This is a genomic window from Paenibacillus whitsoniae, from assembly GCF_003955665.1.
In the GTDB taxonomy this organism is placed as follows: domain Bacteria; phylum Bacillota; class Bacilli; order Paenibacillales; family NBRC-103111; genus Paenibacillus_E; species Paenibacillus_E whitsoniae.
In genome coordinates this window covers 1-18,576 of the sequence record NZ_RXHU01000029.1, presented here as the reverse complement: position 1 = coordinate 18,576, position 18,576 = coordinate 1, and the positions used below count along the sequence as shown (strand labels likewise).

Annotated in this window: 18 protein-coding genes; 8 read left to right on the top strand and 10 right to left on the bottom strand. The window is 48.8% G+C overall.

Annotated features, from left to right (window positions below; genetic code table 11):
- Both EJQ19_RS11485 and sigI read right to left on the bottom strand, forming a co-directional pair.
- Window positions 1–1,235 (bottom strand): anti-sigma factor domain-containing protein (locus EJQ19_RS11485; RefSeq protein ID WP_164716478.1); only part of this gene is annotated, 1,235 nt, incomplete at its 3' end.
- Window positions 1,236–1,251: 16 nt separating this feature from the next.
- Entirely contained in the window at window positions 1,252–2,040 is a 789-nt protein-coding gene (gene sigI / locus EJQ19_RS11480) for an RNA polymerase sigma factor SigI (protein ID WP_126141364.1), read from the bottom strand.
- Window positions 2,041–2,235: 195 nt separating this feature from the next.
- On the opposite strand from sigI, the gene EJQ19_RS11475 reads away from it, so the two are divergent.
- Entirely contained in the window at window positions 2,236–2,889 is a 654-nt protein-coding gene (locus EJQ19_RS11475; RefSeq protein ID WP_164716476.1) for a helix-turn-helix domain-containing protein, read from the top strand.
- Here the strand turns inward: EJQ19_RS11475 and EJQ19_RS11470 are convergent.
- On the bottom strand, window positions 2,844–3,479 hold the full coding sequence (locus EJQ19_RS11470; protein ID WP_126141362.1) for a hypothetical protein: 636 nt from the start codon (window positions 3,477–3,479) through the stop codon (window positions 2,844–2,846). The genes EJQ19_RS11475 and EJQ19_RS11470 overlap by 46 nt on opposite strands.
- Before the next feature lie 153 nt (window positions 3,480–3,632).
- On the opposite strand from EJQ19_RS11470, the gene EJQ19_RS11465 reads away from it, so the two are divergent.
- Complete coding sequence (locus tag EJQ19_RS11465) at window positions 3,633–4,406, top strand: LytR/AlgR family response regulator transcription factor (protein ID WP_126141361.1); 774 nt, start codon at window positions 3,633–3,635, stop codon at window positions 4,404–4,406.
- Between the two features lie 81 nt (window positions 4,407–4,487).
- Here EJQ19_RS11465 and EJQ19_RS11460 read toward each other — a convergent pair whose 3' ends face one another.
- Window positions 4,488–4,910, bottom strand: a complete 423-nt coding sequence (locus EJQ19_RS11460) for a hypothetical protein (RefSeq protein WP_126141360.1) — start codon at window positions 4,908–4,910, stop codon at window positions 4,488–4,490.
- Between the two features lie 284 nt (window positions 4,911–5,194).
- Between EJQ19_RS11460 and EJQ19_RS11455 the strand changes: the two genes are divergently transcribed.
- The 5 genes from EJQ19_RS11455 (at window position 5,195) to EJQ19_RS11435 (ending at window position 11,561) form a co-directional block, all read left to right on the top strand.
- Window positions 5,195–5,407, top strand: coding sequence for a KTSC domain-containing protein (locus tag EJQ19_RS11455; RefSeq protein ID WP_241242852.1), 213 nt, complete (start codon window positions 5,195–5,197; stop codon window positions 5,405–5,407).
- A 54-nt stretch (window positions 5,408–5,461) separates the two neighbouring features.
- Window positions 5,462–6,043, top strand: coding sequence for a DUF4912 domain-containing protein (locus EJQ19_RS11450; RefSeq protein ID WP_164716474.1), 582 nt, complete (start codon window positions 5,462–5,464; stop codon window positions 6,041–6,043).
- Between the two features lie 18 nt (window positions 6,044–6,061).
- Complete coding sequence (locus tag EJQ19_RS11445) at window positions 6,062–9,010, top strand: 1,4-alpha-glucan branching protein domain-containing protein (RefSeq protein WP_126141357.1); 2,949 nt, start codon at window positions 6,062–6,064, stop codon at window positions 9,008–9,010.
- Between the two features lie 182 nt (window positions 9,011–9,192).
- Entirely contained in the window at window positions 9,193–11,157 is a 1,965-nt protein-coding gene (locus EJQ19_RS11440) for a glycoside hydrolase family 15 protein (RefSeq protein ID WP_126141356.1), read from the top strand.
- A gap of 65 nt (window positions 11,158–11,222) precedes the next feature.
- On the top strand, window positions 11,223–11,561 hold the full coding sequence (locus EJQ19_RS11435; protein ID WP_126141355.1) for a hypothetical protein: 339 nt from the start codon (window positions 11,223–11,225) through the stop codon (window positions 11,559–11,561).
- Here the strand turns inward: EJQ19_RS11435 and EJQ19_RS11430 are convergent.
- The 6 genes from EJQ19_RS11430 to EJQ19_RS11400 all read right to left on the bottom strand — a co-directional run bounded on the left by EJQ19_RS11430 (window position 11,558) and on the right by EJQ19_RS11400 (window position 17,139).
- The gene (locus tag EJQ19_RS11430) at window positions 11,558–11,881 is read right to left on the bottom strand and encodes a glycine cleavage system H family protein (protein WP_126141354.1); all 324 of its coding nucleotides are present in this window, start codon (window positions 11,879–11,881) and stop codon (window positions 11,558–11,560) included. The genes EJQ19_RS11435 and EJQ19_RS11430 overlap by 4 nt on opposite strands.
- Before the next feature lie 98 nt (window positions 11,882–11,979).
- On the bottom strand, window positions 11,980–12,525 hold the full coding sequence (locus EJQ19_RS11425) for a peroxiredoxin (RefSeq protein WP_126141353.1): 546 nt from the start codon (window positions 12,523–12,525) through the stop codon (window positions 11,980–11,982).
- A gap of 1,314 nt (window positions 12,526–13,839) precedes the next feature.
- Entirely contained in the window at window positions 13,840–15,123 is a 1,284-nt protein-coding gene (locus tag EJQ19_RS11415; RefSeq protein WP_126141352.1) for a hypothetical protein, read from the bottom strand.
- 157 nt (window positions 15,124–15,280) lie between these two features.
- Window positions 15,281–15,715 carry a DUF1572 family protein gene (locus tag EJQ19_RS11410; protein ID WP_164716472.1) on the bottom strand — a complete coding sequence of 145 codons (435 nt, stop codon included), beginning with the start codon at window positions 15,713–15,715 and terminating at the stop codon, window positions 15,281–15,283.
- Window positions 15,716–15,913: 198 nt separating this feature from the next.
- Window positions 15,914–16,657 carry an NUDIX hydrolase gene (locus tag EJQ19_RS11405; protein ID WP_126141350.1) on the bottom strand — a complete coding sequence of 248 codons (744 nt, stop codon included), beginning with the start codon at window positions 16,655–16,657 and terminating at the stop codon, window positions 15,914–15,916.
- Entirely contained in the window at window positions 16,654–17,139 is a 486-nt protein-coding gene (locus EJQ19_RS11400; RefSeq protein ID WP_126141349.1) for an NUDIX hydrolase, read from the bottom strand. Before EJQ19_RS11400 ends, EJQ19_RS11405 begins: the two co-directional genes overlap by 4 nt.
- A gap of 229 nt (window positions 17,140–17,368) precedes the next feature.
- Here EJQ19_RS11400 and EJQ19_RS11395 point away from each other — a divergent pair.
- On the top strand, window positions 17,369–18,576 hold a 1,208-nt coding region (locus EJQ19_RS11395; protein WP_126141348.1), incomplete at its 3' end, for an IS110 family RNA-guided transposase.

Here is an 18,576-nt window from a genome sequence, read left to right as displayed (position 1 = left end):
GTAGGCGTCGGCGCCTTCGTCGACGAAGGCTTCTTCGTCTCCTCCGCGCGTCCCCTGCCGCCCCGGTCGTCATTGCCTGCACTGCCGAAACGATTATCGTTCCGGTCGTCGCCGACATTGCCGCCACGGTTGTTGTTGTCTTTGCCGTTATCCTTACCGTTGTCCTTGCTGCTATTGCCGTTGTTGTTGCGGTCATTGTCGTTGCCGCGATTGTTGCGGCTGTCGCCTTCGCGACCTTTCCCAAACGTCGGCTCGTTCCATTTGTTCCCAAGTGTCGGCAGGGGCTTTACGCTTGCTTTGCCTTGTGCATTGCCGCCATTGCCTTTGCCGTTCTGGCTGTCATTCTTTCCTGGCGTGCTGCCTGTCGCCACACGCTTTTCTTGGGTCTCGCGCATTTTCTCGCTTAACTTGCCTGATTTCTCATCGTCCAGCAAGCGCTGCAAGGAAGATTTATCGATCGGCTTCTCCGGCTTGACGATGCTGGCAATTCCGCTGTTCTCTTTCGCCAACTGATGAATCGACGTCGATTTCAAATCGTCGAGCGAGACGTCGACCCCGCTGTCCACCGCGTTCAAATAGATCGCATACTTCCCAGCCGAAACTCCGCTGGCCTGCGCTTGCTCTCGAATGGCCTGCGGAGCGGCAAAGGCGGTAACTTCGTAATTGCTCACTTGATCGGGATGGCTCGTTTCGATATGTTTGGCGACCTGAGCTTTGAGCTTCGTGGCAATTTCCTCATCGCTTACCTTCGCTTTCTCGTTCACAACTGTCGAGGAAATGACGATGTCGCCTTCCCCTTTTCCGAGCGCGCCTTGCTCCGCCTTGTCGAGAATGTCGGATGTGACGATCGTAAGCGACTTGCCCTTATACGTAACGCCCTGAATCAACTGATCCCCATCGCTGTTCAAACCGTGCAGATCCACAACCACTTCGTTCTTATCAATCCCGATTTCGACGCTCGGATTGATATCGATCGTCACATAAGCCGCCACCGTGCCGGATGCGACACCGCCGGTCAATGTCGACACAAGGACAAAGCAGACGACAATAGCTGCGACCATTCCCGACACGATTGCCGTTTGCGGGATGCGGAGCCGCCTTTTTGCAGGCGTATAAATAATTTCTTCGCCGACCTCACAGCTTCTCGTTCCTCTTGGAATCTTATCGAAGCGCCCCTGCGGGTTCATCACGATAATGGAATGCTCGCCAAGTTCCATTACAATTCCCTTGTTCATGCTCGTTCTTCCTTTCTCAAGCTTCCTCATCGCGAATATGTAAGTAATCTCGTAAATACGGATACGGTCCGTTAAAAATAAGTGCAATAGCGATCAGATATTTGCGATTTCGCTCAAGTGTTTTTCTGGATACCTGTACCTGCTCAAGCAGCTCTTTAATCGGCAGTTGCCGCTTCGTCAGCAGAATCCGCATCAGCTCAGGGTCCTGCGCCAGCGTGCGGCCGATGCCAAACAGCATTTGCCGGGAATCGTCATGCTTCGGAGAAGCGTCGGTCAAATCGGAAAAGGCAATGCCGAAATCGCCGAGGCAACGATTGAAATCCACAATCTCGCTGCGCCTTTCTTCCATGCCTTTCTGCTTCTCGTAGGCCTCGATCGCCTGATGAACCTCAATCGGATTCATCACATGATCTTCTTCGTCCTCCTGATCGAAAGAGCTGTAAGGAATTTGTCCTTTAAACCGTTGCTCTTTGCGCAAGAAATCAATCAAGCGCCGCCTGATCACCGTTTCGGCAAATCCTAGAAAAGATCTGCCCATGACGGACGAGTACTGATTGATCGCCTCGTTAAACGCCGCAAGCGCAATGCTGAATTCGTCGTCCCTTGCCGGATCGATGAATCTTTTACAGAAACGGCTCGTGACTTTGGCGACGTAAGGCTGATAATCGCTGATAAATTGATTCCGAAGTCGCAGGTCTCCAGACTGGATTTGATGTATAGTTACCTCAAGGGAAGAGGCAAGGGGCTCATTTTTTTCTCGGGATCCTTTCTTCCCAAGAAACTTGTTGAATAGTACCAGCAGCACCGTTCCACCTCACAGTATAGTAGTTTCGTCCCGAAGGCATCTAATTAGGGGGGTCAGTTTCGTAAAAAAAACAATTAATTTACAGCGACATTATACCATAGAACCCTAAATGAGCACCTAATGGCAAATAAATCCTTGGGTACGATATCAATTTGATGAAGAATCCCTTACAATTATAGTAAAGGAGGTGTCTGTTTGGACGCAAACAATCAATTTGGCAAATTCCTTGAATCACTGCGAGGCAAAGCCTCCTTGCGCAAAGCCGCGCTGAAAAGCGGCCTTTCTCATGCTTATATTCGGGATTTGGAACTTGGGCGCAACCGGAGCACCAACGATTCGATCAAACCCTCCCCGGAAACGCTGCGCAAGCTCGCTGCCGCTTATCAGTTTCCTTATACCGACTTACTGAAACGGGCCGGCTATCTGGAAGATGCCGTTCCTGTCCGCGCGCTGCTGGATACGCCATTGGATGATGTGTGGTACGTGGAGTTCGGCGTACAGTCCGTTCGCTTCGTTTCCCCAGAAGGCAGGAAAGAAGAGTATGTCGATTCGTTGATCGCCTTAACCAATTTTATTGAGACGCTTACCGAGCGCCAATTTGTCAAAGTTGACGCACATCTTTTCGTAAATCTGCACAAAATAAAAAAGTATGCCCCGATTGAGGGCAAACTTTATTTTGACTTATATCAAGATGAACCGTACTTGCTAGTTGCGGCCGTAGCCCAACGAAAATATCATCACCTGTTTATAGATTATATCTCCCGTCATAACGGCATTGTGCTCGAGTCGGATTCGGACATCGATCATTTTTCATCCATGAGGCCAAGCTCTTTGCCAAACGCAACATAAATGAAAATGGCCGCAGACAACGCCAGGATCGGCACCGGCATGAACACGCTAAACACGCTGTAGGTAAAAACCGGGCGAAGCAGAATGCCTGCAAGGACGACAAAAATAAGCAGATATGTTCCTGCATTTTGCGGAATCGGCGGTATCCTGGAAAAGGAGCACAGGAACGTGAAGCCCAGCCGCTTGCGGATAAAGGTTCTGATCACAATCCATTTCGTCATCAGCACAAGCAGCATCGTCAAGAGAAACGTCGGAGAAGTCCCCTTGATTTCCCCAAAATTTACCGATGGCATACCGTCAATGAAGGCAAAGATCAGCGTTGAGATGATGACCGAGAGCATATAGCCCGAAACCGCTATCAGCAGCGCGGGAACAATATGATATTTCCAGATTCTCCATAGCAGTAAGGTGGTCACACCGATATATATGAATTGTGTCCTATGAAACATCATAAGCGCGGCGCCGATCATAACCCCAACCGCAATTTCTTTCCAGAACGGTCTGATTTTCTGCCGGAACAGCACCAAGGAACATAAGATCATCATGCCGAAATCTATACTTACGAGTAGTACATGGATCCAAGTTAACACTTACATTTCCCCTCGTTTCTATCTTGCACTATACGAAAACTATACAGGAAAATGGCTGTTTTGCCTTCAACGTGGAGCAAGTTGGCAGTTTCTTGGCTCAAGTTGTCACAGACGACAGTTCAAAGAGGGAAAGGATAGGAGCGCGATTACCGAATGAGGCACCGTTTCACCGTGGCCATTGTGGAAGACAACTATTGGATTGGCGAATTATTGCAAAGCTATTGCCAGCAATGCGGCCTGGACGTCATCAGTGTGAGCGCGGACGGTGAGCAGTTTCTAAAGCAATTTGGCATCCATCTGCCAGACATCATCCTGATGGATATCGGCCTTGAAGGCGACCTGGACGGTCTGACTGTCGTCAAAACCCTGCGCTTGGCCGGCTATAAGCAGAAAGTCATTATGGTAAGCGGAACGACCAATTTGGAGCATATTTTGACGGCGTTCCACGAGCTGGATTCCGTCTATTTCTTGTCCAAGCCTGTCGCGATGCCGAAATTCAAAGCTGCCATCGATAAAGCCATTGCCGAGATTCAACTGGAGCGCTCGCGGATGACAGAGCCTCCTGTGAAACATACGGTCACGTGGATTACCGTCAAGAACCAAAAATCGCATTTGCCGATTTCCGAGGATTCCATCCTTTTTATAGAAAAAGAAAACAAACGGTTGACGCGCATCCATCTCATTAACGGCGAGCAAATCGAGTCCAGTACCAATTTATCCGATATTCTAGCTCAAAGCACTTCTCATCTGTTCAGCCCGTTCAAAGGCTTTCTCGTCAACCTGAAGCATGTCGCTTCCTACAGCAAGGAGGGAGGGTTTCCAACCTCCCGTCGGTTTCTGATTCACTTGAATTATACAATGGTCAAAGTACCGCTCAGCCGTGATTTGCAGAAAGATTTCGCGAACTTGCTGAAGGAATTGGAATAAAGGCTTCAGCCAAAAAAACATGCGCCCTCCGGATGGATACCCATTTCGGATGATGCATGTTTTTTATTTGAAATCTTTCAGCTAACTATTTTTCGAAGTTTTTTTATTTTTCAGCTTGTCGCGACGAATGCTGAGCATCTTAAGCCGTTTCATCAGCTGCTCCTCCCACTCCTGATCGTGCAGCGACTTGGCCACGCCAAGCAAATCAAGCGCCATATCAATCTGGCAGCGCACAATCTCGATCGGCTCCTCACCTTCGTGGTTGACGCAGTTATCATGCAGCAGATGGTCCTTGCCGTCGACATAATCCATAAAATCCACTTCGGCTGCGCCGTCGCCATGCGCGTAATCCGCAAGGATGTCATATTCATTTTCAATGAGATAATGAACTTCAATGCGATGACAGACCGGACAGAAGAGAATCGGTACATTATGAATTTGTGTGCGAATATGCTTCAAGGTCCCTTTCGTTCCAATCATGCTGGCTCCACAGCAAAAGCTCATGGCATTCCCTCCCTTGGTTGCCTGGGCGAGCAGTCGCCCTAAGACGAACGACCGGCCCTTTGCGCAATCCGGATTAACTGAGTATATTCGCCTTGCGGCCTGCAAATTCCTTTAAAGCTCGCGCTGATTTTCTCTGGCAGCTTCTCCATATTTTGGCCCGAACCCACCTCAATCTCTGCGCGGTCCCCTCATTCTAAAAGCGCGCTTGAACGCATAAGGATAGTAAAGAACGTTCCGTGACGTGTTTACCGAATATTGATGGAGAAGGGGAGAGCGGCGTGAATATGATTCCGAGTGTTTCCAGACAAATCGCTTTTGTGCAGTACGACGATCAATCATCCTCTATGATAGTCCAATATCATACCGGATTCAAAGCCTCTTACACCGATGTGAAGCAAGATGAATATCAATTGATATGCCGTTCCGTCAATCGGTATGATTCGCTTATGCGGTTAACGGAAAGCCGATTCAAACACGTCCAGCATCCTTCCACGTAGTTGCGGGCAGCTAGTGATCTCCCCCCTTCTTGCAAGGGAGGAGATTTTTGGTTTGTGGGCGCATATGCTACAATCGAAGATAAGTCAGATTCTGTATTTCTGAACGCTTCTACCCTAAGAAATTTGGAAAAGGTGAACCCCATTCTTACGTCTGCATGCGCTCATTCCTTGCAACCGAATACACTCCGCCTCCTTCTGCAGACCCCCCATGTCCTGTTCGCGTACTGGCAGCTATCCGCCGTGAAAGAGCGCCTGATCGAGGCTCATTTTGACAAGCCTTGGCGCGAGCTGGCACCGACCTTGCGTTTCTGCATGGAAGAGGCTGAAGAGACTAATTGGCTCGAACTGCCGCTGCCAAGCGGAGAAAGCTGTTTCCTGACGGGCTTCCATGCCGGAGCCTGCGTCGTGGCCGACCTCGGTCTCTACAACACGGAGGGGCAGTTTCTGCCGCTTCTGCGCTCGAACAAAATTCAGATCCCGGAAGATGGCCGCCTGACCGGCGACGCGGAAAGGGCCGAGCAGCTCCCCTTGCTTTATCAGCCGCAGCCGCTTTCCCTTGTTCAGGGCAAGCCCCTGGCATCGGCGTTTTTTTCAGCTTATTCCGTTTATTACCCGACAGTTCCTCAGCAGATTTGATCAACCGGAGGCGAGCCCATGCATTCAGACGCTCATGGTTATGTCGCTGTGCTTTTACACGCTCACATGCCTTATATCCGCCACGACAAGCGAGACGTTACCTTGGAGGAACGCTGGTTCTTCGAGGCGGTCACCGATACGTATCTACCCTTGATCGCGATGCTGGAGCGGCTCGTGCAGGATAACGTGCCGTTTCGGCTCACAATGTCGCTGTCGCCGACCCTGCTTGCACTGCTTGGAGATCCTAAATTAAAATCCCGCGTGCGCAAGCATCTATCCCAGCTCTGCGAGCTCGGAGGGCGCGAGGTTATCCGCTTATGGGGCCAGGAGGAGCTTGCCCCGCTCGCCAAGCTGTACACGAACCGCTACCATCAGCTTCTGCAGCTGTTCAACCGTCTGCAAGGCGACTTGATCGGCGCATTTCGCAGCCTCAGCCAGACCGGGCAGCTGGAATTGATTACCTGCGGGGCTACGCATGCTTTTTTGCCTTTGGTTAAAAATAAAACCTTTCTCCGCGCGCAATTGGAAGCCGCGGTGCAGGAGTTCAAGCGGCATTTTGGCCGCGGGCCTGCCGGCATCTGGCTGCCCGAGTGCGGCTACACCCCGGAGGCGGAGCCGCTGCTCGCGGAGCTGGGCCTTCGTTACTTCGTCGTCGAAGGCCATGCGCATGCGCTGGCGCGCGGCCCGCAGGGCGCGCCGCTGAAGGGCCGGCCGCTGCGGACGCCAAGCGGCGCCACCAGCTTTGCCCGGGATGCGGAAGCCGGCGCGCAGGTCTGGAGCGCCGAAAGCGGCTACCCGGGCGACCCCGACTATCGCGAATACCATCGCGATATCGGGTATGACCTCGGCCTGACCGACGCGGCCGAGTGGGCGTACTTGAAGCCCTATGTGCTGCCGGACGGCGCACGCATCCCGACGGGCTTCAAGTACTACCGCGTCACCGGGGAAGGTGACGCCAAAGCGATCTACCACCCGGCCCGGGCGGCCCAGAAAGCTCAGCAGCATGCTGAGCATTTTGTGGCCTCGCGGGTGGAACAGCTGCGCCGCCTTGCGGAGCAGGCGGCGGATGCGCCGCCGGTCATCGTATGTCCCTACGATGCCGAGCTGTTCGGCCACTGGTGGCACGAAGGCCTCCAGTGGCTTGAGGCGGTGCTGCGCGGCTTCGCAGCGCAGCCTGCCGACAGCGTAGTCGTGCACACGACTACGTTAAGCCGCTACGCCGCTGCGCACCCTCCAACCACCGAAGCGGAGCTTCCGGTGTCGAGCTGGGGGCGCGGCGGCTACGCCGAAGTCTGGCTGCAGCCGCGCAGCCAGTGGGTCACGCCGCGGCTGCATGCCGCGGAGGATCGCCTGCTGCAGGCGGCGCGGCGCTTGACGCAGCCTGACGCGCTGCAGCAGCGCGCGCTCAGCCAAGCGCTGCGGGAGCTGCTGCTCGCGCAGAGCAGCGACTGGACGTTCATTCTAGATGCGGGCACCGTCACTTCTTATGCCGAGCAGCGTCTGCATGACCATCTGGCCAACCTCGGCCAACTGCTCGAACGGTTGGAACACTCAGCTTCCGCAGAGCAGCCGCTGCGCAAGCTGGTCGAGCGCTTAGAGCGGCAGACGCCGTTATTGCCTGAGCTGGATGCGCTCGCCCTCCTCCACTCATCGTTCGAGGAGGAACCATCCAGCAGCGAGGACACGGTTCTTCCATCGAGCACACGCTTCGCCGATCCGCCCGGCGGTGATCCCTCCGCCCTCAGCGTCCTGATGCTGGCCTGGGAATACCCGCCGCACGTGATCGGCGGACTCGCGAGAGCCGTCTGCGAGCTTGCCAAACAATTAGCCCGGATGGGGCATTCAATTCATGTGATCACCTGCTTGACGCCGGACACCGAAGCGTACAGCTTCTCGGACGGCGTGCATATTCATCGTGTCACGGCTTTGCCGGGTGGCGAGGAGCTGCCTTTTCTCGATCGCGTGTTTCACGTTAACCTGCCGTTTACGGACAAAGCGCTTGCACTTGCCGATCAAGGGCTGCGCTTCGATGTCCTGCATGCCCACGACTGGCTCGTCGGCTATGCGGCGCAGGCATGCAGCCAGGAGCTTCGGCTCCCGCTTGCCGTCACCCTGCATGCCACGGAGCATGGCCGCAACCGCGGGACGCTTGCCTCTCCCGTGCAGCACCGGATTCACGAGCTGGAAGGCAGGCTCGCGTCGTCCGCAGACGCCGTGATCGTCTGCTCGCACTATATGGCACGCGAAGTACGGGAGTTGTTCCCTTTGGACAGTATCCCTGTTCACGTCATTCCAAACGGCGCGCCAACGCCTGGCCCAGTCGATACCGCTCTCGCTCACACCGTTCTGCCTCAATTAGCCGCCGTGCTTGACCAGCAAGCAGAGGCGCCTTTTCCGCTGCTTGTTTTTCTCGGACGCCTTGTCTATGAGAAAGGCGTTCATGTGCTCCTGACGGCCTTCGAGCAGGTGCTTGCCGCCTTGCCGGAAGCCCGGCTTGTCATCGCCGGCACAGGCCCTGAGCGCGATGCGCTGGAAGGCCGGGCTGCCCCGCTGAGCGAGCATGTCGTGTTCACCGGTTTTATTGATGGTGAAGATAAGCTTCGGCTTCTGCAATCGGCTTCGCTCTGTATTTTTCCCAGCCTTTACGAGCCGTTCGGCCTTGTTGCGCTGGAAGCTATGGCAAGCGGAGCGCCCCTCCTCGTGTCGGACACGGGAGGTCTTGCTGAAATCGTCCGGCATGGCGTCACGGGCTATCTCAGCCCGCCGGGAGATGCCGACAAGCTGGCGGCAGCCATTCTCCATCTTTGGCAGCATCCCGAGCAGCGCCGCGAGCTGGCCGAACGAGCGAAAAAGGCGGCAGCCGAGCTCTTCACCTGGAAGAAAAACGGCAGCTTGACCCTGGACGTCTATACCGGCATTATGCGCAAACCGACCTCGCAGCCAGCGTCCAAACAGGAAAATTATTGAAATTTTACTGCCCTTCCCAGATGTAAGCGCAGCCAGTAATAATTTTCAGAATTTTTTCAAAGAATCATTGATTCCTTTGTCATAATTAGGTAACCTAGTTGCAGGACTAGCGCTTTTTTCAAACGATTTTCATCGGACGGTTAGATCGCGCGATCAAACAAACAAGTGGGGAAGTGATTGTTTTGCCAAGACATCTGGTCATCGGAAACGGACAATTTCTTATTAATCTTGATCAGCATTCCTACATGCGAGATCTGTACTATCCTTTCGTCGGCCAGCTCAACCACATCGGCGGCTATCAGTGCCGTGTCGGCATTTGGGTGGACGGCGACTTCGCCTGGCTCAACGCTCCTGAATGGCAATTCAAGCTTGCCTACGTCGAAGATTCTTTGGTCACGGAAGTTACGGCTACGCATCCCGGGCTGGGAATTACCCTGCTGATGAATGACGCCGTCCATCAACGCGAGGACATCTACCTCAAGCGCATCCAGATTACAAATCACAAAAGCACCGTCCGCGAGGTACGCATGTTTTTCAACCAGGATCTGCTCATTAACGAGACCGAGGTTGGAGATACAGCCGCCTACTATCCCGCGAACAATACGGTATTTCATTATAAAAAAGACCGCTACTTCATGTTCAACGGCAGCACGGGCACAGAAGGCATCTACCAGTTCTCGACGGGTGTCAAACGGTTTTACAATGCCGAAGGCACGTGGCGCGACGCGGAAGACGGCCATCTGATGGGCAACGCCATCGCACAAGGCTCAGTCGACAGTACGATTTCATTTCGGCTGTTCGTGCCGCCAAACGCCAATCAGACGCTCTACTACTGGATGGGCGCCGGCAAAAACCTCGAGGAAGTCAAAAAACTCGACGCCTACGTCAAAGACAGCCATCCGGGCAAGCTGCTGGATCGGGTCACGGTGTACTGGCAGCGCTGGGCGAACAAAATCGAACGCGACTACTACGATTTGAACCCTTCGGTTCAGCGCCTGTTTAAGCAGAGTCTGCTGATTGTCCGAACGCAAACGGATGCGAACGGCGCCATTATCGCCGCGAACGACTCCGACATCATGCAGAGCAACCGGGACCACTACAGCTATATGTGGCCGCGGGACGGCGCGCTGATCGCCTACGCGATGTCGATGGCCGGCTACCAAGGGATGATCATCCCGTTCTTCAACTTCTGCGCGAACGTGCTCTCGCCGGAAGGCTATCTGCATCACAAATACAACCCGGACGGAACCGTCGGTTCCTCCTGGCATCCTTACATCCATTCGGGACGCGTCCAGCTGCCGATTCAAGAGGACGAGACGGCGCTCGTGCTGTTCGCGCTTTGGCAAGATTTTCAGAAAAACGGAAGCCTCGAATTCGCCCAATCGCTCTACCGCAACTTGATCCGCCGCGCGGCTCGCTTCATGTCGACCTACATCGACCAGGAGCTTAATTTGCCGAAACCCAGCTACGATCTATGGGAAGAGCGCTACGGCATCTACACGTTCACGGCTTCAGCGGTGTACGGCGGGCTGATCGCCGCGTCGAACTTCAGCAATCTGTTCGGGGATGAAGAGCGAAGCAACCGCTATAAGCACACCGCGGAAAAGATCAAAGCCGGCATTCTCAAACACCTCTGGGACGAGAATGAGCAGCGCTTCGTTCGCGGCCTGTACATGGAGGACGGAGAATGGGTCAAGGATATGACGCTGGAGAGCTCCGTCTATGGGATTTTCGAATTCGGCGTATTACCGGCGGACGATGAGCGCGTTGCCAGCACGATGCGGGCCAACAAAGCCGGTCTGATCGTGAAGACTGACATCGGCGGCTCCGCCCGTTATCACCATGATTATTATTTTCAGCGTTCTACCGACATTGAGAAAGTGCCCGGCAACCCGTGGATCATCTGTACGCTCTGGATCGCGGAATGGGAGATCGAGTCGGCCAAGTCGCTTGAGGATTTGGCAACGCCGCGGCAGACGCTCGAGTGGGTCGTAAAATATGCGATGGAAAGCGGCGTGCTCTCCGAGCAGCTTGATCCGTTTAGCGGAGATCCTGTCTCCGTCGCACCGCTGACGTGGTCGCACGCTACTTACGTGCTCACGGTGGTCAAATATTTGAACAAATACAAACAGCTTGCAGGGAAATAACATTGTGCAGTGAGGACAAGAGGGTTCTTGTCCTCTTTCGTTAGTCAAAAACAGGGGGAACACGCTTGGGGAACTTGAATTTTTACATTCTGTGCGCCATCATTCTTTATCTCATCTATCTTGCTGTCTCTCGCAGACGGCGGAATAAGAAAACTGTGAATACCCACCGGAGTAAATCCAACCATAGTCGGAAACATGGCGGGGATTCTAGCGATACTTACTTCTACAATACATTTGACGATAATGATCACCATCACCGTCACCACCATCATAGCGGTAGCTCACACCATAGCCATCATAGCCATCATAGCGATCATGGCGGAGACAGCGGAAGCGGCGGGGATTCCGATAGCGGCGGTGGATCCGGAGATTCCGGAGGAGACAGCGGCGGCGGCTCGGATTAAGCCTTTTCCAGGTGAAGCAGCCATCCTTTCACAGTTGGGGATGCGTACAGCAGCTCGGTCGAACGCTCCAAAAGCAAATTGATGGACGTCACCTTGCCGCTGATGGGGGCGATTAAATCCCATTCGCTTTCGGCGGTTTCCACCAGCCCCATGTACGCGCCTTCCTTTAATTCTGCGCCGACTTCCGGGAGCTCGATGAACAGAATCATCCCCCACCGCTCCAGCGCCGCTTCCGTCAACCCGACCACCGCATGCGTACCTTCGTCTCGAATCCAGTATAATCCCTCATCGTGATTGTTTTCTGATTCGTTATCTATCATCACTTTGTTTCCTCCTTTCCTGAACGGAACAACCCAAAAAAAGACCCCTTCGCCGCAGCTCACGCAGCCAAGGGGTCTCTTTACAACCCTAATTTAGATTAAACCACCAGGTTTTTGTCGCCTGGTTTCCAGTTCATTGGGCACAATCCGCCGGATTGAAGCGCTTGAAGCACACGAAGTGTTTCTTCTACGCTGCGGCCAACGTCGTTGTGGTTCACAACTTCGTATTTCAATTCGCCTTCTGGATCGATGATGAACAGACCGCGCAGCGCGATACCTTCTTCTTCGATCAGAACGCCGTAGTCGCGTGCAACGGATTTTGTAATGTCAGCTGCAAGCGGGAATGCCAGCTGGCCAAGGCCATTGCTATCTTTTGGCGTGTTGATCCATGCTTTGTGCGTGTGAATGCTATCGATGGAAACACCTAGAATTTCAGTGTCCAATTCAGTGAATTGGCCAGCTGCTTCGCTAAGTGCTGTAATTTCAGTCGGGCATACGAATGTAAAGTCAAGCGGGTAGAAGAAAAGAACTAGCCATTTTCCTTTGTAGTCGGACAAAGAAACTTTGCCAAATCCTTTACCGTCACCTGTTGCTGTCTCCATTGTGAAATCTGGAGCTTGTTTACCAACTAAACGCTCTGCCATGGGTATAATTCCTCCTCTAAATATCTATCCTATTCGTTTAAAATGGTAACACTCGTCTACTCGAAAGTCAATATTAGATCTTATATTAAATAATAATTATTTTAATATAAGATAAATTCATGACCATTTAGGTTCTTTCGAAGGGAGGAGCAGGCTTGAAGCATCTCTTTGCCGCGACGGCGAAGATCATTTGTATATTAATTCTTCTTTACAATTCCTCGTTATCTGCTGCCCGTTGCATGAATGAGAACGCAGCCGATTGTATGCTGGCTGCCGTCGTATGCTATATTCAACTAACGTTCCTCGTTAGTTGAATCCCGAAATGCTAAATTAGCCGAAGTATCAGGGTTTCACTATACATACATCGGGGCTATTGAGCGCGGAGAATAGAATATAACCTTCCTAAATTTAGAAAAATAAGCTATTGAAAATAAAGTGTTAGACTAGAATCGTTGAATTACCGCGAGTATTAGATAGAAGAATCGTCAGCTTTTAGAAAATAAGTTTTAGACTGATCAATTAAAAGAAGCAGCGGCGGACCAAGACTTGAAAAATAAAGTCTTAGACTGCCGCTGTTGTCATTTAACTAATGTTCTTTCGATAGCTTAATCGGGTTTTAATACAAAAAAGTGATTAAAAATACCTAAGACTCGTATTTCCTTACCTCCAGATATACTGGTTTCAGCAGTCATATAGAAAGGGAGAGAGCGAATATGTTCAGAGATCGGGTCCGTATGAACACATTGGTCATGAAAGCTAACGCAAACCCCATGAGCGGTGTATAGATAGTTATGATAATCATCATCCGATGGTTTCGTTAAAAACATTACAAAAAATAATAAAAGGGTCACCACTAAAATAATGTTTCTTTTCTTGATAATCATCCCCCCTATCAGGTGAGTTCGGCTAAATTCAATAATCATTTATACGTTTCTAATCGTTGGAATGTTGCGTTATTCTGCCCGTTCAACGGACAACGGCAGCCGATCTGATATTCAAAGTATCTTTACAGTCGCTATCTCTTTTCCAGCCCATAATCTAAAGCAATATCCACTTACGAGTAAATGCCAAGGTGCATCCTCGACTAGAAAACGTACATCTGCGTATGTATCCCACGTGCCTTCGATGAACCCAGTGACTTTAACTGGCACCGTCCAAGAATCTCCTGTAAACGTCTTACTAATGAGTTCTCCATAATTGACAATGAGATCCCTTAACCAAATATCTTTGGGAATATTGCTTGGATCTCTTTCCCTCGTGATGAGGGATCTCAAAGAACGATTAGCAAGAACATACCAGTTATGCTTACATGCTTTAATCCTTTTTGCCACGTGTAAATGGTGCTTTCTCTCTCCAAATCGGCCCTTCCTTAGTGTTGTAACGTTGTCCATGTCCTTTTACTATATGTTCATTAGGAGAAGCATGGGTTGAATTAATAGTTCGTGAACTTTCTATATTATTGTTTTTCACATCGTTTGTATCTTTGTAGTTTATTACATTATCATTCCTGTCAGCTGAGATTCTATTTGAATCTGAACCACTACCAAGTGCCCTATCAAGTGCATCGACACCTATTGCGAGACCCAATAAAACAGCTGTCTTTGCAACATCAACAAACATTTCCTTTGGTGTTTCATAACTAAGGAGATTAGCGATCCTTCTCATAACCCCATTTTGTTTTGGCTTACTAGAGGTATTAACTCCATTTGAATTTTTCTTATTCTCAGTTGAAGCCCTTACTCTTTCTTGAGTCTCTTTATTTCTTTTTTTCTGTTCTAATTTTGCCAAAGTCATTGAATTTAGACGATTCTCTGGAATGTTTGGCAATTCAAAAGCTTTTTTACTGAATTCACCCCAATCACTCTGTAGAACTGCATTTTCAGGTAAATTAAGTAATTTATCTTTTATTCTTTCCCTATTTTCTTTATCTGCAACAAACGGATTTTCATCTGAATCAACCGGTGTAATACCATCGCATATATATTTCAAATAATCCATCATTAGTCTATTAATGTCTTGCTTGTTCCACTCAGATTTAATTGGCTTTTTCCTAGGATGCATTTGTTTGAGTTGTTCAAATTCATTTTTCTGCTTTTTTGTAAGCATTTTCAAACCTTCTTCAGTTGTAAGAACCCCATCCATATCCACCATCGGAATGTCATATCTACTATTAACTATCTTCTTCCATTGATCTAAAACATAAGTACTTCCCCCACATTTAATGTCAGGTCCAGGGATAGCCTCATATCTATCACCTTTTTTAATGATATGTAATAAATCTGCCTTTGAAGTTGGATCAGGGTTAACAATTGTCATTAAAACATTTCCTTTATTTTTTAAAGCATTATATTCAATGCATGCCAACCATTCCGCAAATTTACCTCTGAATAGGCTTAAATTGTTATGCCGAATTGCACCAATGCTCGCCGCCATGCTTTGTGCCTTTTTTAAAATTGAGTCAATAGATTCCTCAGTATAATTTTTTGTTGCATATTTCTTAATCGCATCTTTCACGCATATATGAAATTCTTCAGGTATGATATACTCATAGTTGAGGATTTCCATTAAATATTCACGTTGACCTAAATTAATATTCAATTATCTCACCAACCTTTTCAACTATAAATTGCACTTTTACTCTTAGTTCAACGAACAGGGAGCAGGTGCCTATCGCGGCGATCTACTCCCTATTCTTTAACTAACGTTCCCAGTTAGCGCAATGATCGATCTTCGAAAAATGATCATTTAAGGCATATTACCACTGTAAATGTCCCTTCCTCATTTTGGCGATGTAAGTGATTTGTGCTGTGTGACCCGGCAAATGTCTAAATTGATGCAGAAGCATTTCGAGGGCAGTAGCTTGGTTATCAACTCCGCTATTCGTCAGTGGAGATAAGCTCAAATAAGGTTGTTCAAGTAAAAGTTCAGGTTTAGCTCTTATTTTTTCCAGCACCATAATGATGCGGTCAAAAGATTTCGAAATCAGCTCCAAAGCTTGAGCTTTCGACAGCTGGAGACCACGATCAAATTCCTTATCTCTGTCTCTTGAGTCTGGAACATTAAAGAATGCAGTTTCAATTCGTTGATGTACTGTTCCCCAAATGTGTGCCACTAAATTGGCAATGCTGTTACTATCAAGGGTGGGCGTCCATAAAATATCTTCGTCTGACAGTTGTTCAATTACTTGCAATGTCGATATCTTTTCGGATATGTATTACTTTAAGAGAAACTCTAAAAGAATCGATGTGCTATCCACTAAACTCATCCCCTCCTATCGATCAGTAAACTAAGCTGATCGTCTTGACCGGCTGCCGCGATGTCTTATAGAACTATAGTTCGCCGTTAGCGCAATGAACGAACGTTCCCATAAGCTATACATTCTTCCATCTTATTGAATCAATTCCTCACTTAACTGTTCAAGAACTTTGGGCAAAAAATCGAGTTTACTTCTTTGGTCGTTTTTTATGAACTCGGATATCCGCCTTGCGTGCACAAAGACAATGGATGAAAATTCTGGGATGATGCTTTTACTATGGAGTCTGCTCTCGAAGCTATCATAATGCAATTTTAGCTCATAGGAATCTATGGATAACTCAATAAGGTAAACCAACGCTATCGATTGCCAATGCACAATATATTTAGACGTTACCCTAGAAACCACATTAGAGTTGGTCAAATCAATACCCAATTCTTCTTGTGTTTCCCTCGACAAGTTCTCAAACATATTAACAACGTTCCCCTGAATATCACTTTTCTCAATGCCTCCCGCGACAAACTGCAACCTACCCGGAGTGGAGGTATGTGTATTCATCTCTCCAATCACAAAAAATCCATCCTTTGTGAGGATAACACCATTCGCAACCACACCACGGCACTTGTATTTATGATTGATACTCAATTGCTTAGAGTATAAAAAATGAGCATAATCAGTTTTTTGCAAAGTTATTTTCATTTCCTCTTCAAACTGAATCGTATGACTTATTGAATATATTTCGCCTCGAGTAAGGTATGGTTTCTCTTTTGTTAATGAGTCCCAATAGGTATTTATTGATTCTTGAAGGGTATAAGGAAGTTGAAGCTCTTCACGATCAACAGTTACTTGTATACTTTTAGGGATCGGTTTAATCATCATTTATTGTTCATATCCCCTTCCAATCTATGTAACAATGTATAACTGGGGTTTACTTCCCAGGCTTCAAAGGGTACAAGGTATTTGGCGTTCATTGCATCTAGTAATCTTGATCTTTGCTGCGGCCTTGTTATGTATTCCCCAATATTCGTTTCATCGATTTTTATGTACCTAGCTTCTACTATTTCGTCCTCTTGTATTTTTATTTCCCCACTAATATATTGAGCTCTGAAACATACAGTCAGCACTTGTTTCGTTGTATTCATATAAACACCAGTTATTCCAATTGGCTTAATAACGATGCCAGTCTCCTCCTGGAACTCTCTGCAAATTGCTTCGTCGAGGGGTTCTCCTAATTCAACATTTCCACCTGGCATTTCCCAGGTATCCGAACGCCAATGTGTTCTAAGCAACAAAACCTCACCACTCTCATTGGTGACTATACCTGCAACCGAAATACAATGTTTAGGAACGTGGTACTCCAAACAGATCCCTCCTTCGATTTCTTTGAATCTTAGGTTTATTGGAAAATCCCTCTAAATTGCCCGTTAACGTAATAAAGCCGTCCGTCGTACTGGCAGCTTCAACGTCCTTCGTTAGATTCCTGTAGATGGATAAATTTCAGCTTTGTAAAAAAACGAGCGCCTCGGTACGATGGAAGTACGCAACGGGTCAAAAGCCCTTTAATTCCATCATCCAGGAGGACGCTCTACTATGAAGTTTAAATCACAAGAAAAGCAAAATCAACTCATTGAAAACATTACCGTTAATCATATTGTTGTTGGTGTAGACATTGCTCAAGAGACTCATGTTGCCAGAGCGGTTAACTTCCGTGGTGTCGCTCTCGGGAATCCTTTAGAGTTCAGTAATGACGAAGAAGGTTTCAAATCCCTCGACCGTTGGATTCGCGACTTGTTAGCATCATATAAGCTATCCTACGTTATCGTTGGTATGGAACCGACTGGCCATTACTGGTTCAGCCTTGCTGGTTGGCTTAAAAATAAAAACATTGAAGCCGTGCTCGTTAATCCTCACCTGGTCAAAAAGAATAAAGAAAACCGCGACAATACACGTTCTAAAAGCGACAAGAAAGATGCTTTAGTTATTGCCGACATGGTGAAAAACGGCTACTACTCCCCTGTCCGTTTCCACTCGTCTGAGTACGAAGAACTGCGGATTCTCATGGCTAACCGAGAAACGGTCGTTAAAAGACTCGTAAGTGCCGTTAACCAGATCCACCGCTGGGTCGACATTGTCTTTCCTGAACTGAGACAAGTCTTTAAGATCTTAACTTGCAAAGGTGCACTGTTAACCCTTCGGCTATTTCCGCTCCCAGCCGAGCTATGTAAACTAAGTCCTGACGATGTCATTAAAGGATGGCAGAAATCCATGAAGCGGCATTCAGGTGTGCGTAGAGCTCATCTACTCATCGATCTAGCCAAGAAAACGGTTGGATCTAGGCAGGCAACACATGCTTACAAGCTCCATCTAGAGCAGCTCTTAGAGGAGCATGACTTAGCCACTAAACAATTGCAGAGGATCGAAAAAGAAGCCAAAGACGTTGTTGAACGTATCCCCTACTCAGGCAAAATCCTTGCCATTACTGGTATAAGTGCAATTGCTCTAGCTGGTGTTTTAGGAGAGTCTGGAGATCTTCGGGGTTATGCGCACGGGAACGCTCTACTCCGTCATGCAGGACTTAATATAACCGAAGCAAGCTCGGGCAAATGGAAGGGACAACTGAAGCTCAGTAAACGAGGCCGTCCACGGCTACGTCACTTTCTCTATTTAATTACGATGTGCATGGTCATGAGTAACCAAGAATTTAAAGCCTTACACCACTACAATGTTCAGGTGAAAAAGCTTAAAAAGATGAAGTCTATCATGAAGCTATGTGGTAAGCTAGCTCGACTCTTAGTAGG